The organism is Bradyrhizobium sp. (assembly GCF_035701725.1).
GTDB lineage: Bacteria > Pseudomonadota > Alphaproteobacteria > Rhizobiales > Xanthobacteraceae > Bradyrhizobium.
This window is the reverse complement of the sequence record NZ_DASSRP010000358.1, coordinates 1-13,659: the sequence shown is the minus strand read 5'-3', so window position 1 is coordinate 13,659 and position 13,659 is coordinate 1. Positions and strand designations below refer to the sequence as shown.

Below are 13,659 nucleotides of genomic sequence, written 5' to 3'. Positions count from 1 at the left end.
CGACGCGGGCCTTCAACGCGGCAGCATTAACGTTCTTCTCGACGATCGTGCGGATGTCGGGCGGCAGCGCGTCCAGGGCGCGGCGATTGGCCAGGAACCAATAACCGTCCCACATATGATTGGTCAGCGAGCAGTACTTCTGGACTTCGTAGAGCTTGGCGGTCGAAATCAGCGCCAGCGGGTTTTCCTGACCCTCAACGATCTTGGTCTGCAGCGCCGAATAAACTTCGTTAAAATTGATCGAGGCGGGGGCCGCATCGAACGCCTTGAACATCGAGGTCCAGAGCGGTGAGACCGGTACACGGATCTTGAAGCCTTTATAGTCGCCCGGCCCCGTGATCGGCTTGGTCGATGACGTGGTCTGGCGGAAGCCGTTATCCCAAATCTTCTCGAATGCAACGATGTTGGCCTTGGCGACTTCCTTGCGGACGTACGCCCCAAGATCGCCGTCCATGGCCTTCCAGACCGTCGGATAATCCGGGAACGCGAAGCCCATGCCGTTGATTGAGGCCGCCGGCACCAGTGTCGCCAGAATCAGGCCGGACATCGTGAAGAACTCGACGCCGCCGGACCGAAGCTGGCTCAAAACGTCCGTATCGGCGCCGAGCTGGTTGTTGGGGAAGATCTGCAGATCAAACTTGCCATTGGTTTCGGTCTTGATCGCGGCCGCCATTTCCCGGGCCCGGATATTGAGCGGATGCGTGTCGGGTAGGTTGTTGGCGAACTTGTAGGAGAATTCAGCCTGCTGGGCTCGCGCCACCCAAGGCGCACCCAGGCCGCTCAGCACCGCCGACGCGGCCGTGGTCTTCAATAGCGAACGTCGCGAAAAGCCCATCTTGTCGTCTCCCAAATCTCTTTTCTTCTTCGGCTTCCAGACGAAGCACGCTGAGCCGCTTTTTGCCTGCTTTCGCAGGAAATACCAAGCGGGTGTTCACATGCATTTCGCCGCGCGTTCTGCGGCCTCAGACGGCGCCACAATCGACCTTCAAGTCCGCTGGAAGCTGAGAATTTAGATACAACTGTGTGAAATCTCGTAGGAATAAAATATTCCATAATATACCTTATGCGAATCATGGATACGGGGCCATGGATTGGCATCTCCCATCCAACCGGTCAGGCGTACTGCCGCTGCGCGAGTCGCGTCCCCGATTCCGGGTCATGGGTTGGTAGATAGATCGTCGGACGGCTTTGCGTGAAGCGCTTGATCGCAGCAAGCGTGGCCTTGGCGACCTTGCGGTCGGCGCTCACACCATCGACGGTGCCCGAAAGCATCAGCGCCTGATTGTAGGAGGCGTCGCCGGCTAGAAAGATCGCGGCATCGCCATCCTGAACCACGACCGATATGTGGTCCGGCGTATGACCCGGTGTCGCCACGGCGACAATATCGCCCTCCTTCGTCAGGCGCTGGCTGTGCGTGAACGGCCCGAACGGTTCGGTTGGCAGATCGACCGGCTTCGGATCGAACCAGGTTGGCCAGCGATGCGGAAGATATCCGCGCAGCCGGCCGAGCCATCCCCGCGCCTTGGCCAGTTCGCCCGCAGGCACAAGGATTTCGCTATCCGGGAAATGCGCGAGGCCGCCATCGTGGTCCATATGCAGATGCGTCAGGACGACTTTTTTGATGTCGCGCAGACCGATGCCCAACGACCTCAACTGCGGTCCGATCTCCTGCTCACGCTGGATCTGGAAAGCAACCTCCCATCTCACATAGGGATTGAGCTCGCGCGAATGCTCCAGGAGATGGGTTCCCTGGCCACTGTCCACGATAATGACGCCATCCGGATGCTCGATTGCCCAAGCATATGTCGGGACCCAGTCCGTCCAATTGGGGTCAAGGAAAACGTCAATCAACCCGTGGCGCCGGCCCTGGACCTGGGCGGTTTTAACTCTGACGGTACCGGTCTGGATCGCATGGATGCGCATTGGACATCTCCGTCAACGCCCCGTGAAGCGCGGCTTGCGCCCGTCCAGAAACGCCGCCACGCCCTCCTTGTGATCCTCGGTCAGACTCGCGAGCGCAAACTGATCGATGTCCATGTGGCTCGTGAGATCGTCGAGCGCATAGGTCAGGCGGTTGATGGTGAGCTTGGTCATCGCGGCCGAGATCGGGGGCTGGCTTGCGAATTTGGTCGCGAGCGCCATGGCCGTATCGAGGGCCGTACCCGCCTCGGCCACCTCCTCCACCAGCCGCCAGGCGTGGGCCTCCGCAGCCGTGATGCGCTGGTCGGCCAGGATCACGGCCTGTTTGGTGCGTGCCGGGCCCATCAGGTGCAGCAGGCGCGGAATGCTTTGCCAGCTCATGTTCATCCCGAGCCCGATTTCGGGGATGCGGATATGGGCGGCCCGGCTCATGATGCGGAAGTCGAGCGCGACGGCGAGCGCGACACCGCCGCCGATGCAAAAGCCTTCGATGGCGGCGATGGTGATCTGGTCCATCTCCTGCCAGGCGCGGGCGAGCCGGGGACCGAGCTTCAGGTGTCGGCGCAGCGAGCCGATGTCCATCGACTTGCGCTGGCGCCCCTCGGGATCCTTGAGATCGAAGCCGGCGCTGAAGGCCGTCGGCGCGCCGGTCAGAACCACCACAGAGGTTTCGGCGTCGTCCTCGAAGCTGCGTGCCGCTTGGGTTAGTTGTCGCATGGCTTCGGGCGAAAGCGCATTGATGCCATCGCCACGGTCGAACTTCACCACGGCGATGCGGCCCTCGGGGCCAAGGCCCTTTTCGATGGTCACAAAGCTGGTCATCATCCCTCCTCGTCCACCGTTCGATCGCTCGCCGGTTAGCCGCGGCCCGCGTCTATTGCATCACGAACGGCGCGGGCAACGTCAACCGCGTTCGGCGTGTCGGAGTGCACGCAGATGGAGTCCGCACGCACAACGACGTCCTTGCCGTTAATGCTCTCGGTCTTGCCTTCGGCAATCGCGCGCCGGCACCGCGCCGCGGTGCGCGCCGGATCGACAGCCTGATGCTCACGCGTGATGATCAGGCGCCCATCATCGCCGTAATCCAGGTCCGCATAGAACTCGGCGATCAGGCCGTGGCCGCGCGCGCTATAGACGGTCTCGTGGCATGTGCCGATCATCCCCATGATCGGGACATGGAACACATCGGCGGCGTCGCAGATCGCGTGCGCAACCGCCTCCTCCCGCGCCGCCATGCCATAGAGCGAGCCGTGCGGCTTGAGGTGGTTCAGCGCCATGCCCTCGGCCTCGAGAAAACCCTTGAGCGCCCCGACCTGGTAGATGATGCAATTGGCGAGCTCCTCGCGCGGCATCTTCATTTCGCGCCGGCCAAAACCCTGGAGATCAGGCAATGACGGATGCGCGCCGACCTCGACGCGGTGGGCCTTGGCGAGCCGGACCGTCTTGCGCATGTGGTTGAAGTCGGAGGCATGGAAGCCGCAGGCCACATTGGCCACCGAAATCAGCGGCATCAACGCCTCGTCATCACCCATAAGATAGAGGCCGAAAGCCTCGCCCATATCGCAATTGATCGTCGTCACGCCCTGCTCTCCCGGGCAAACGTTACCTCTTCCGAAGTGCATAAGCTCCAGGACCGAAGGCGGCGATCATGGCGAACAGGCCGATCAGCCCGAGGTTCTTGAGGAAGTTGATGGTCTGCGGCACCACCGCCGCCGGCGGCGACGCCCAGAAATTGTGGAACAACAACGTTGCAATGATCGTGAACACGATGAACGCGAGTGCCACGCAGCGCGTATAGACGCCCAGGATAAACGCGAGCGAACCACCGAGCTCGATCAGGACGGCGCAAGCCGCCAGTACGCTGCCGAAACCGCCCGCGCCGCCCGGCAAACGTCCCGCCGTGACTTCGAAGGCCATGATCTTTCCGATGCCGCTGTAGAGAAACAGCGGCACCACCGATAACCGTGCGGCCAGTAGCACCTTGTCCTGCAACGGCGTCATATCCGAACCTGACATTCTTTCCCCCAATGGTTGAGACTATTCCGCCGGTGCTGCGCTGGCCTGAGTTACCTTGCTCGGAACCGCGAGCGAGCCAATCACCAGTGCCGCGACCACCGCCGCGCCCCCAATGGCCCAGAACACCGCGTCCTGTCCGCCCGTCATTTGCTGCAGAAACCCGATGACGAACGGCCCAAGGATGCCGCCGACGCGCCCTACCCCGAGCTCCATGCCGACCCCGCTGGCGCGAAAGCCGGTCTCGTAGGCGTTGGCCGTGAAGTTGTTGAGCACATGCTGGGCACCGATCACGCAGAAGCCGGCAACGGCGACGACTGCGAAATTGAACGCGTGGCTGTTGACGAAGACCAGCGCACCCACGGCGATGCCGCCGACGATCCACCATAGACCGAGCAGGCGCGGCGTCGGTGCAAAGCCACGGTCGGCAAGCATCGCAAGCGTCAGACCGCCGATGAACGAGGTGGCCTGCATCAATGCGCCGTAGCTGAAGCCTGATGCGAAGGACTCCCCGCGCTGGATCATCACGGTCGGAATCCACCCGACCAGGCCGAAGATCGCAAACAGCGTCAGGAACGCCGTGAACCAGATTGTCAACGAGACGCGACGGTAGCGCGGGGACAGAAGCGCGGCGATCGTGTTTTTCGTCGTCTGGTCGGAGGTGCGGAAGGTCGCATTGGCGTAGATTGCGCTCCGTTCCGGGCGCAGCCGCGCCATCAGCGCGCGCAATTCGTCAAAGCGGCCACGGGCGGCCAGGAACTTCGGGCTTTCCGGCAGCACCGCATGCACCACGAGCGTCAGCGGGATCGATAGCGCACCGACAAAGTAGAGAATTTGCCAGCCATGGGTCGGCGTCAGGAAAACGCCGACCAATCCGGCAAACACCCCACCCAGCGACCAGCCGAACGTCACGCCCCACAGCGAGAACGCGTTGCTGACCCGCGGCGGCGCCAGTTCATTGATGAAGGTGGTACCGAGCGGAAGGAGGACACCGAGGCCAAGGCCGGTGAGAAAGCGCAAGCTGCAGAAACTTGCAAAACTGGTCGCGAACAACGCGGTGAGGAGCGTCAGGACATTGACGATCCACAAGCCCGCCAGCAGCGTGTTGCGACGGCCGTAGCGGTCGGCGATCATGCCGTGCCCCATTGCGCCGAACAGAAAACCGATCAGACCGGAAGAGACCAGAAATCCAGCCTGGCTTGGCAACAGGCCCCACGGCTGCCTGACATATTGGATGACGTAAGCGGGATTGAAGGTATCGTAACCGTCGAACAGCGTGATCAGCGTGACGAGGATGCCGAGGGTCTTGTGCAGCGGCGTGACGGCGGCGCCCGCCAGTTCCTCATGGACATCGACTTCGCTTGCCGAACTCATGCAATTCCTCCCCATATCCTTTGTTGTCTTGCCGCCCCTGCTCTTTCGGCAGGCTATCGGGGCCGCGCTATTTCAGCTTGAACAGCGTCCTCGCATTGTCGCGGCCGATCTTCTGACGGTCAATCTCGGCAATCGGCGCCGCGTCGAACCAGTCGGAGGCGTGGTCGATATTCTCGAACGGCCAATCGGTCGAAAACAGGATTCGGTCAGAACCGATTTCGAGCATGGCATCGATCAGCGTCTGGGTGCGGAAATTTCCCGACGTCGTGATGTAAAAATTCTCGCGGAAGTACTCGCCGATCTGGCGCTTGGCAGGATAGTTGTTCTGCACCCGCATCCACTTGTTGTGGTTATCGATTCGCCACATCGAGTAAGGCAACCCCTCGCCCATATGACCGAGCACGATATTGAGCCGTGGATGCGCATCAAACAATCCTGAGCCCATCAGCCGCAGCGCGTGGACTGCGGTTTCCTGTCCGAAGGCCCAGGACGGTCCGAGCAGCCAGCGGTGACCTTCATAGATCGCGGCATCCTTCGGCAGCGGATTGCGCGGATGCAGATAGAACGGCACATCCAGCCGCTCGACCTCGGCCCAGAACGGCCAATATGCCTTGATGTCGTAATAGACGCCGGAGGGACTGTCGGCCACCTGGCTGAAGCCGTTGACCAGCGCGCCGCAAAAGCCGAGGTCCTTCACGCAGCGGATGAGTTCGCGGGTCGCAAGCTCAGGCGTCTGCATCGGCAGCGCGGCAAGCCCGGCAAAACGCCTCGGCTGGCGCGCGATCTGCTCGGCCATGAAATCGTTCGACCGGCGCGCGATTTCCTCTGCCTTGTCGGCATTCGCGATCGCTTGTACGGCGGGAGCATTGAGCGACAGCAGCATCATCTCGATGCCGTGCGCGTCCATTTCCCGCAAACGACGATCCTGAATGTCGAGCAGCCGTCCCTTCAATTCCGGCCAGTCGGCTTCCGGCGCAAAGCCGGCGCTGTCCTGAAGGGTTTCCGGGATCGCAAAGTGCTCTTCGAGCGCTACTTTTCCCTGCATCGCTGCGCGTCTCCCTACCCTTTGTTCGCTTCTATCGGCCATTTAGACAGTACACTGTCCATTTTGGCAAGTTCAAATCTCCGTGCCTGACGCGAGCGCTTTTGGCCACGGCTGTCAATCTTGACCGGCGGAAGGCGGCAGCCGACAATGACGGTTCCCTCACCCACCGGCCGAATTGCTGTCCATGACCGAGCCCGATCACCACCACCATCATCATCACGACGACCACTCGGAACTCTCGGAGACGGAGCTGCGCGTCCGCGCGCTCGAGACCATCCTGACCGAAAAAGGCTATGTCGAACCGGCGGCGCTCGACGCCATCGTCCAGGCCTACGAGACGAAAATCGGCCCGCATAATGGCGCGCGGGTAGTCGCCAAGGCCTGGGTCGATCCGGCGTTCAAGAAGGCCTTGCTGGAGGATGCGAGCAAGGCGGTCGGCACGCTCGGCCATGTCGGCCGCACCGGCGATCACCTGGTCGCGGTCGAGAACACGCCGCAGCGACACAACATGGTCGTGTGCACGCTGTGCTCCTGCTACCCCTGGGAAATGCTCGGACTTCCGCCGGTCTGGTACAAGGCCTCGCCCTATCGTTCGCGCGCGGTGAAGGACCCGCGCGGCGTGCTCGCCGATTTCGGCGTGAGCCTGCCGAAGGAAACCGAGATCAGGGTATGGGACTCGACCGCCGAGACTCGCTTCCTGGTGCTGCCGATGCGGCCCAAAGGCACCGAGGGTTGGAGCGAAGAGCAATTGGCCGAACTGGTGACGCGCGATTCCATGATCGGCACCGGCTTTCCGAAAGCGCCGGGAGCGCCTTCATGAACGGCGTTCACGACATGGGCGGCATGGACGGGTTCGGCAGGGTCGAACCCGAAGCCAACGAGCCGACCTTTCACCAGAAATGGGAAGGCCGCGTCATGGCCATGGTACGCGCGATGGGCGCGGCCGGCGCCTTCAACATCGATATGTCGCGCTTCTATCGGGAGAGCTTGCCACCGGCCGTCTATCTCGCCAGTTCCTATTATCGGAAATGGCTCTTGGGCCTGGAAGACAATCTGGTGGCGAAGGGATTCGTGACGACGGCGGAGCTTTCGGACGGACACGCGGAAACGGCTGCCAAACCGCTCAAGCGCGGCAAATTCCGGGTGGCTGACGTCGAGCGCGTGATGACGCGCGGATCGTTCGAGCGCAAGCCGCAGGGTTCGGCGAAATTCAAGGTTGGCGATCGCGTGCGCGCCCGCAACATGCATCCGGCAACCCACACACGCCTTCCCCGTTACACCCGCGGCCACGTCGGCGTGGTCGAGCGCGTTCTTGGTTGCCAGGTTTTTCCGGATTCGGCCTCGCTGGATTTGGGCGAAAACCCGCAGTGGCTCTACAACGTCGTATTCGATGGCGTCGAGTTGTGGGGACCGGACACTGACCCCACCGTCAAGGTCTCGATTGATGCGTTCGAACCCTATCTGGAGCCGGCATGAGTAAAGCCGCTATAGCGCGGGCAACCCACGCTCTCCCGAATCTGCCGCGCGACGAAGACGGGCCGGTGTTTCGCGAACCCTGGGAAGCGCAGGCCTTTGCGATGGCGCTCTCGCTATACGATCGCGGCCTGTTCACCTGGAAGGAATGGGCGGCAGCACTCGCCGATGAAATCAAGTGTGCCCAGGCCGGCGGAGATCCCGATACGGGCACCACCTATTACCGGCATTGGCTCGCGACGCTGGAAAAAATGGTGGCGGCAAAAGGCGTGACCACGACCGCAACCTTGCATCGCTACCGCGACGCCTGGGATCACGCCGCCGACCGCACGCCCCATGGCAAGCCGATTGAGCTGAAGCCGGAAGATTTTCCGCCTCAAGCTTGAGCAATTGATCGCCGAGCCTATGCTTCCCGTGGAAATCGCGCATTGTGATCCGGTTCCTCTGTGACGCCTGGCCTTCTTGCGGCATACAGGCCGAAGCTGTTTTTTGCTCCGGTGCGCCATGACCCCTTCCCGCGACATTTCCCGCCTGATCGAGATCATGGCGCAACTGCGAACACCCGTGACGGGTTGCCCCTGGGATCTCGAGCAGAATTTCGAGACCATCGCGCCTTACACCGTCGAGGAGGCCTATGAGGTCGCCGACGCCATCGCGCGCCACGATCTCGACGACCTCAAGGAGGAACTCGGCGACCTCCTGCTGCAGGTGGTCTATCACGCGCGCATGGCCGAAGAGCAGAACGCCTTCGATTTCGGCGATGTGGTGGAGGTGATCTGCCGCAAGATGATCCGTCGGCATCCGCACGTCTTCGCCGACAAGGACGGCAACATCGCACCTGCCGGCGTCAAGAGCCAATGGGAACGCATCAAGGCCGAAGAGAAGGCCGAGCGCGCCGCGCGCCGTCCAACTGATGAGACCCCCGCTTCCTTGCTTTCGAGCGTCAAGGCCGGTCAGCCGGCGCTGACACGCGCGATGGCCTTGCAGCGCAAGGCCTCCACGGTGGGATTTGACTGGAACGACCCGCGCGCGGTGTTGCAGAAGATCCGCGAGGAAGCCGACGAGATCGAGGCTGCGCTCGATGACGGCGACAAGGTTGAGCTCGCGGCGGAGACCGGTGATCTCATGTTCGCGCTGGTCAACCTCGCGCGCCACATCGATGCCGATCCGGAAACTGCGCTGCGCGGCGCCAACGCCAAGTTCGAGCGGCGTTTTGCCTATATCGAGCGCGCGCTGGCGTCAAAGGGCCATTCGCTTGAGGCCGCCTCGCTTGCCGAAATGGATGCGCTGTGGAACGAGGCAAAGCGGAAGGAAAAAGGACGCCCTGTCGTCCCAGGCAAGTGATCTCTAGCCAGCATCCCAGATGCTTACGCGCGGCGCTGAGACCGTTGCCTGCGCGGAAGCTCGTTGTGAGACCGCCTGCCGGCCAAACCCAGGCCTTGCGCGCCGCCTGCCCTGAACTGTATCCGGCGTACTGCTGAGCCCCATGGTCCCGCTGCAATCGGCAACAGCCCGGGAAAAAGCCCTGCCGCGTGTGAGAAGTCACGGCAGGGCTTGGCGGCCACCGGCGGATGGGACCCCACAAGGGCCACCAGCGCAGATACGGTCAAACTCGGCTTGGTTTCATCATGTCGCCTCCCGCGTCGAACATACCGGTTAGGCTCGCGCGGCATGGCGGGCTTTGTGATCCACCGAGCACCCGGACACGTTGAATATCCATTGAAGCCGAAGCGTGCTCGCGCTCATCCGGGAGTATCCGATGAATCTGTTGGTCACTTATCTGTCGATCGCGATCGCGTTTCTGGCGATCGACGCGGTGTGGCTGAGTACGATGGCTGGACGACTGTATCAGCCGGTTCTGGGCGACATTCTGCGATCCGAACCCAACCTGTCTGCTGCTGGCGTGTTCTACGCCATATACCCTCTCGGATTGCTCGGCTTCGGCGTCTTGCCGGCATGTCAGGACGGCAGCGCGCTTCGCGCCCTTGCTTCCGGCATGCTCCTGGGCTGCTTCACCTACGCGACCTACGATCTGACCAACCAGGCGACACTCAGGAATTGGTCAACCACATTGACCGCTATCGACGTTTGCTGGGGCTCGTTTGTCGCAGGCCTCAGCACGTTGGTCGGCTATCTCGTCGCCCAGCGGCTGGGATCCTGAATTCGATCGCGAGATTGACGCCGTGCGAATACCGGCAGCGAGCTGGCAATCTGCAAAGTGGCGTCGCCGCGCTGCTTTCCTGGTCGTTGTGCCATGCGCGGGACTTCTGATCGGCGCACTCAATATTCCCGGTGCATGGTATGCCGAGTTGAACAAACCGTCGTTTACGCCACCGAATTGGATTTTTGCGCCGGCCTGGACCGTTCTCTACTTCCTGATCGCCGAAGCCGGGTTTCGGGCGTTCCACAGCAACGTGCGAGGTACCGCAGCGAAGCTGTGGAGCGTGCAGATGGTGCTGAATTTTGCCTGGTCCCCCCTGTTCTTTTCACTTCACCGCATCGGTTTGGCGATGGTCGTGATCTTCGCGCTGCTTGTCTCGGTCCTGGCGTTCGTCCGATCCCAGTGGTTCGGGGACCGGTCCGCGGCCTTATTGTTTGTCCCTTACGCCGCCTGGCTTGGATTTGCACTCGCCCTGAATGCGGCCATCTTCCTGCTCAACTAGAATTCGCGGCTTGCCCAGCTCTTGGCTGTTGGATCCGCATCCTGGTTGGCTTTGCCAGCGATGCAGAGCGCTGACGATCGACTCCAAAGCAGTAGGCTTGTTGAAAAGAAGGCTGCCCGACACACCATGCAGAGCCCACAAATGCGCATGGGCGCCGGACATGTAGATCACGGCAAGCTCCGGATTGATCCTCCGTGCACGTCTGGCAAGCTCCCAGCCGTCGATCCGGCCGCCGAGCTCAATATCGGTGAGCAGAGCGTGATATTTCGTACCATCCTTTGCCAGCAGCGCTTCTGCCTGTTCGGCGTTTGCCGTGGCCGCCCATTCGATGCCGGCCTGGTCAAGAGCCTCCTCGATCGGCATTCGCACAAGCAGATCATCCTCAACGATCAGCACGCGAAAACTCACCCGGCACTCCCGCTGCGATGAACTAGATATTCGCCCCCGCCGCGAGACAGTCGCTGCGCAACACCGCGATTGTCCGGCGAAGCCAGGTCTTGATGGTTCCAACCGGAACACCGAAGCGCCGTGACAGGCTGGCACGGCTTTCGCCGTCGATGTAAGCGAGAGCGATGAGTTTGCGGCGGTCCTCGGGCAAACGCTCCAGTGCGGTGGCCGCCATCGGCGCGGCACAGGCGTAGTCGAACTCGTCTCCGTCCAGCGCATCGGACGCTATCGGAATGGAAAGCGCCTCTTCAAGCTCCGATGTCGGGAGCTTCCGGGCCCGGACGGCATCGATCGCCGTGTTTCGGACGATCGTACACATCCAGGTAATGGCAGAGGCGCGATTGGCGTCAAAGCTTCCGGCATGCCGCCATATCTTCATGTAGGCTTCCTGCAGAATATCGTCGACGTCGGTTGGAGAGGCGCCGGCCGAAAGCGCGGTTTTTCGCAACTTGTTTTGCGTCAGCGTGTGCAGCTGTGCGAAAGCGCGTCCATCCTTGAGTGCCGCACGCGCCAGGAGCTCGGCCGGTCGTTCTTTGAAGTCCCCAACCGCGGGCCTTGAGCTGCTCATCTGTCTCTCCGTTGCGTTCACTGCCTAAACGCGCGGAGAGACGGCCTGGATCACTTGCGGGCGGAGCTATAGCCGCACAAAGGGGCTGATGAGGCGACCAAGGAATCCATGCATCTTCAGATCACCGGTCATGGCGACCAGGCAGAGGCACGGGCCTTCATCTCCGACGATCGGACGGTGGTCGACATCATCGTCGCCATAGTCGAAGTCCCCGGGGCCATAACGGCCTCCCTCGTGACTGAAGCTGCCCCTGAGCACACAGGTCAGCTCGACGCCGGTATGGGTATGCTCGAGCATCCGCGTACCCGGTCCGGATTCCAACAAGAAGGCGCGCGCCTTGCCCATTGCCGAAAGCTCGATCGGCTGGACGCTGACCCCAGGAGCAACCCGCCTGCGCTTTCCGAGCGCATAGCGGCGGAGCGGCTCTGGAAGGTCCGCAACGGCTGTAGCATCTTTTTCAGCTGGTGTCGCGACAGACACGCGCTTGGCGGCCTGCCCTTCATGGATGCGGGCCATCACTCGATCGAAGGCGTCAGGCGGCATCGGCTCCGGCAAAGCATCCTCAATCGCCGCGCCTGCCAGTTGTTCGATAGCTTTCACGAAACGGCTGCATCGCGCACACCCTGCAACGTGAACCCCGACCACGAGATGTTCGGCCTCTTCCAGCGAGCCGATGGCGAAGTCGGCCAGAAGATCTTCCGGCGGATGATGGGTGATGGTCATTGCTCTTCGTCCAAGATTTCTCTTAATCGGTTCATCGCCAGCCTGATCCGCGACTTCACGGTACCGAGCGGAATGCCAAGTTGGTTCGCAATTTCCGCATGTGGCCGCTCCTCAATAAACGACAGACGAATGACCCTGGATTGTTCTGCCGACAGGCGTCCGACGGCTGTTTTCACCCGAACGCTATCTTCGACGCGCGACAGGAGTAATTCTGGAGAATCCGCTGGATCAGGAGTTTCCGACAACAGATCATCGCCTGACAGGCCACCCCGGGCCTTGCGCCTCAACAGGTCTATCCGCTGGTTACGGGCGATGGTGAATATCCAGGCCGCAGCTCCCGAACTGGACGAATCGAACTGGCTCGCTTTTCGCCAGACACTGACCAATGTGTTCTGGGCGATCTCCTCCGCCTCGTCGCCGCTGCAGCCGAGCTTCTGCATGAATCCCTTGATGCGCGGCGCGAAATGTTCGAACAGGCTCTTGAACGCTTCGCGATCGCCGCTCGAGGCGACACGCCCGATCAGATCAGCCCAATCCACCTTTGCCTTCAACCCCCTGCATATTTCCGCGGGCCGCCACGCCGGCCGCCCGCGGCGTAATCCGCTACTTGGACGCAATGGCAGCCTCGAAATCCGGGTAGCAGCGGTCATGGGGCCTCGACAAGTGGAGACTTGCAGCCTGAACGTTCGGGATGTCTCACTGGATCACTTTGGCTGGCTTTATTTGCACCGCCTTTGGGGGAACCGGGCTCAGTCCGGCCCATCCGCACTCACTATCGCCAGAAACTCCTGACGGCGGTCAGCTTCGCTGCGGAAGCACCCGAGCATCTGCGTCGTAACCAGGTCCACGCCAGGCTTTTTAACCCCGCGGCCGCTGATGCACTGGTGCGATGCCTTGATCAGCACCGCCACGCCCCGCGGCTCGAGCACGCGATCGATGGCACCAGCGATTTCTGCCGTCAGCCGTTCCTGAATTTGCAGGCGGTTGGCGTAGGCCTCGACGACCCGGGCGAGCTTGGAAATGCCGACGACGCGCTCACGCGGCACATACCCCACCCAGGCGTGGCCATTGATCGGCGCCATGTGATGCTCGCAATGACTTTGGAACGGGATTTTCCTCAAGAGGACCATTTCGTCATATCCCGCAGTCTCCTCGAACGTCTTCTCCAGAAATGCTTCGGGCTCTTGCCCGTAACCGGAAAAATAGCTCTTGAAGGCTTGGGCAACACGCGCGGGCGTCTCGCGCAGCCCCTCCCGCGATGGGTCGTCACCAATCCAAGACAGGATAGTCTGTACCGCTTTCTCGATCTCTTCCTGAGAGACGGGCCGTCCGCCGCGAAGCGGGAATTTCTCTGATAGTTGATGCACCGTAGGTCCTCAAAAGGAACGTAACGGTACCGACGCACGCCTGGATCACCCGGACCGGAAAATTAA

18 protein-coding genes are annotated in these 13,659 nt (G+C 61.7%); 6 read left to right on the top strand and 12 right to left on the bottom strand.

What is annotated here, in order from left to right; translation table 11 throughout:
• From VFL62_RS21470 to VFL62_RS21440, 7 genes are all read right to left on the bottom strand, one after another.
• The coding region (locus VFL62_RS21470) for a TRAP transporter substrate-binding protein (RefSeq protein WP_325174395.1) at nt 1–835 on the bottom strand (835 nt) is incomplete at its 3' end.
• 278 nt (nt 836–1,113) lie between these two features.
• A complete protein-coding gene (locus VFL62_RS21465) occupies nt 1,114–1,923 on the bottom strand; it encodes an N-acyl homoserine lactonase family protein (protein WP_325174394.1) in 810 nt (269 codons plus the stop codon).
• A gap of 12 nt (nt 1,924–1,935) precedes the next feature.
• Complete coding sequence (locus VFL62_RS21460; RefSeq protein WP_325174393.1) at nt 1,936–2,742, bottom strand: enoyl-CoA hydratase/isomerase family protein; 807 nt, start codon at nt 2,740–2,742, stop codon at nt 1,936–1,938.
• Nucleotides 2,743–2,777: 35 nt separating this feature from the next.
• Nucleotides 2,778–3,500 carry a 5-oxoprolinase subunit PxpA gene (gene pxpA, locus VFL62_RS21455; RefSeq protein WP_325174392.1) on the bottom strand — a complete coding sequence of 241 codons (723 nt, stop codon included), beginning with the start codon at nt 3,498–3,500 and terminating at the stop codon, nt 2,778–2,780.
• 22 nt (nt 3,501–3,522) lie between these two features.
• A complete protein-coding gene (locus tag VFL62_RS21450) occupies nt 3,523–3,936 on the bottom strand; it encodes a DoxX family protein (protein ID WP_325174391.1) in 414 nt (137 codons plus the stop codon).
• Between the two features lie 21 nt (nt 3,937–3,957).
• On the bottom strand, nt 3,958–5,307 hold the full coding sequence (locus VFL62_RS21445) for an MFS transporter (RefSeq protein WP_325174390.1): 1,350 nt from the start codon (nt 5,305–5,307) through the stop codon (nt 3,958–3,960).
• Nucleotides 5,308–5,374: 67 nt separating this feature from the next.
• On the bottom strand, nt 5,375–6,352 hold the full coding sequence (locus VFL62_RS21440) for an amidohydrolase family protein (protein ID WP_325174389.1): 978 nt from the start codon (nt 6,350–6,352) through the stop codon (nt 5,375–5,377).
• 184 nt (nt 6,353–6,536) lie between these two features.
• Between VFL62_RS21440 and nthA the strand changes: the two genes are divergently transcribed.
• From nthA to VFL62_RS21410, 6 genes are all read left to right on the top strand, one after another.
• Nucleotides 6,537–7,172, top strand: coding sequence for a nitrile hydratase subunit alpha (gene nthA, locus VFL62_RS21435; RefSeq protein ID WP_325174388.1), 636 nt, complete (start codon nt 6,537–6,539; stop codon nt 7,170–7,172).
• Nucleotides 7,169–7,828, top strand: coding sequence for a nitrile hydratase subunit beta (nthB, locus tag VFL62_RS21430; protein ID WP_325174387.1), 660 nt, complete (start codon nt 7,169–7,171; stop codon nt 7,826–7,828). Before nthA ends, nthB begins: the two co-directional genes overlap by 4 nt.
• Nucleotides 7,825–8,211 carry a nitrile hydratase accessory protein gene (locus VFL62_RS21425; RefSeq protein ID WP_325174386.1) on the top strand — a complete coding sequence of 129 codons (387 nt, stop codon included), beginning with the start codon at nt 7,825–7,827 and terminating at the stop codon, nt 8,209–8,211. Before nthB ends, VFL62_RS21425 begins: the two co-directional genes overlap by 4 nt.
• Before the next feature lie 118 nt (nt 8,212–8,329).
• Nucleotides 8,330–9,169: a nucleoside triphosphate pyrophosphohydrolase gene (gene mazG, locus VFL62_RS21420; protein WP_325174385.1), complete on the top strand. Its 840-nt coding sequence runs from the start codon at nt 8,330–8,332 to the stop codon at nt 9,167–9,169.
• A gap of 415 nt (nt 9,170–9,584) precedes the next feature.
• A complete protein-coding gene (locus VFL62_RS21415) occupies nt 9,585–9,986 on the top strand; it encodes a DUF2177 family protein (RefSeq protein WP_325174384.1) in 402 nt (133 codons plus the stop codon).
• Between the two features lie 22 nt (nt 9,987–10,008).
• Nucleotides 10,009–10,488: a TspO/MBR family protein gene (locus VFL62_RS21410; protein WP_325174383.1), complete on the top strand. Its 480-nt coding sequence runs from the start codon at nt 10,009–10,011 to the stop codon at nt 10,486–10,488.
• Here VFL62_RS21410 and VFL62_RS21405 read toward each other — a convergent pair.
• From VFL62_RS21405 to folE, 5 genes are all read right to left on the bottom strand, one after another.
• Entirely contained in the window at nt 10,414–10,896 is a 483-nt protein-coding gene (locus VFL62_RS21405) for a response regulator (protein ID WP_325174382.1), read from the bottom strand. The two genes, VFL62_RS21410 and VFL62_RS21405, sit on opposite strands and share 75 nt — an antisense overlap.
• Before the next feature lie 22 nt (nt 10,897–10,918).
• Complete coding sequence (locus VFL62_RS21400) at nt 10,919–11,503, bottom strand: RNA polymerase sigma factor (RefSeq protein WP_325174381.1); 585 nt, start codon at nt 11,501–11,503, stop codon at nt 10,919–10,921.
• 66 nt (nt 11,504–11,569) lie between these two features.
• Complete coding sequence (locus tag VFL62_RS21395; protein ID WP_325174380.1) at nt 11,570–12,226, bottom strand: ChrR family anti-sigma-E factor; 657 nt, start codon at nt 12,224–12,226, stop codon at nt 11,570–11,572.
• The gene (locus VFL62_RS21390; protein WP_325174396.1) at nt 12,223–12,765 is read right to left on the bottom strand and encodes an RNA polymerase sigma factor; all 543 of its coding nucleotides are present in this window, start codon (nt 12,763–12,765) and stop codon (nt 12,223–12,225) included. The genes VFL62_RS21395 and VFL62_RS21390 overlap by 4 nt, the downstream gene beginning before the upstream one ends.
• A 210-nt stretch (nt 12,766–12,975) precedes the next feature.
• Nucleotides 12,976–13,533, bottom strand: coding sequence for a GTP cyclohydrolase I FolE (gene folE, locus VFL62_RS21385; protein WP_414644805.1), 558 nt, complete (start codon nt 13,531–13,533; stop codon nt 12,976–12,978).
• Between the last annotated feature and the right edge of the window lie 126 nt (nt 13,534–13,659).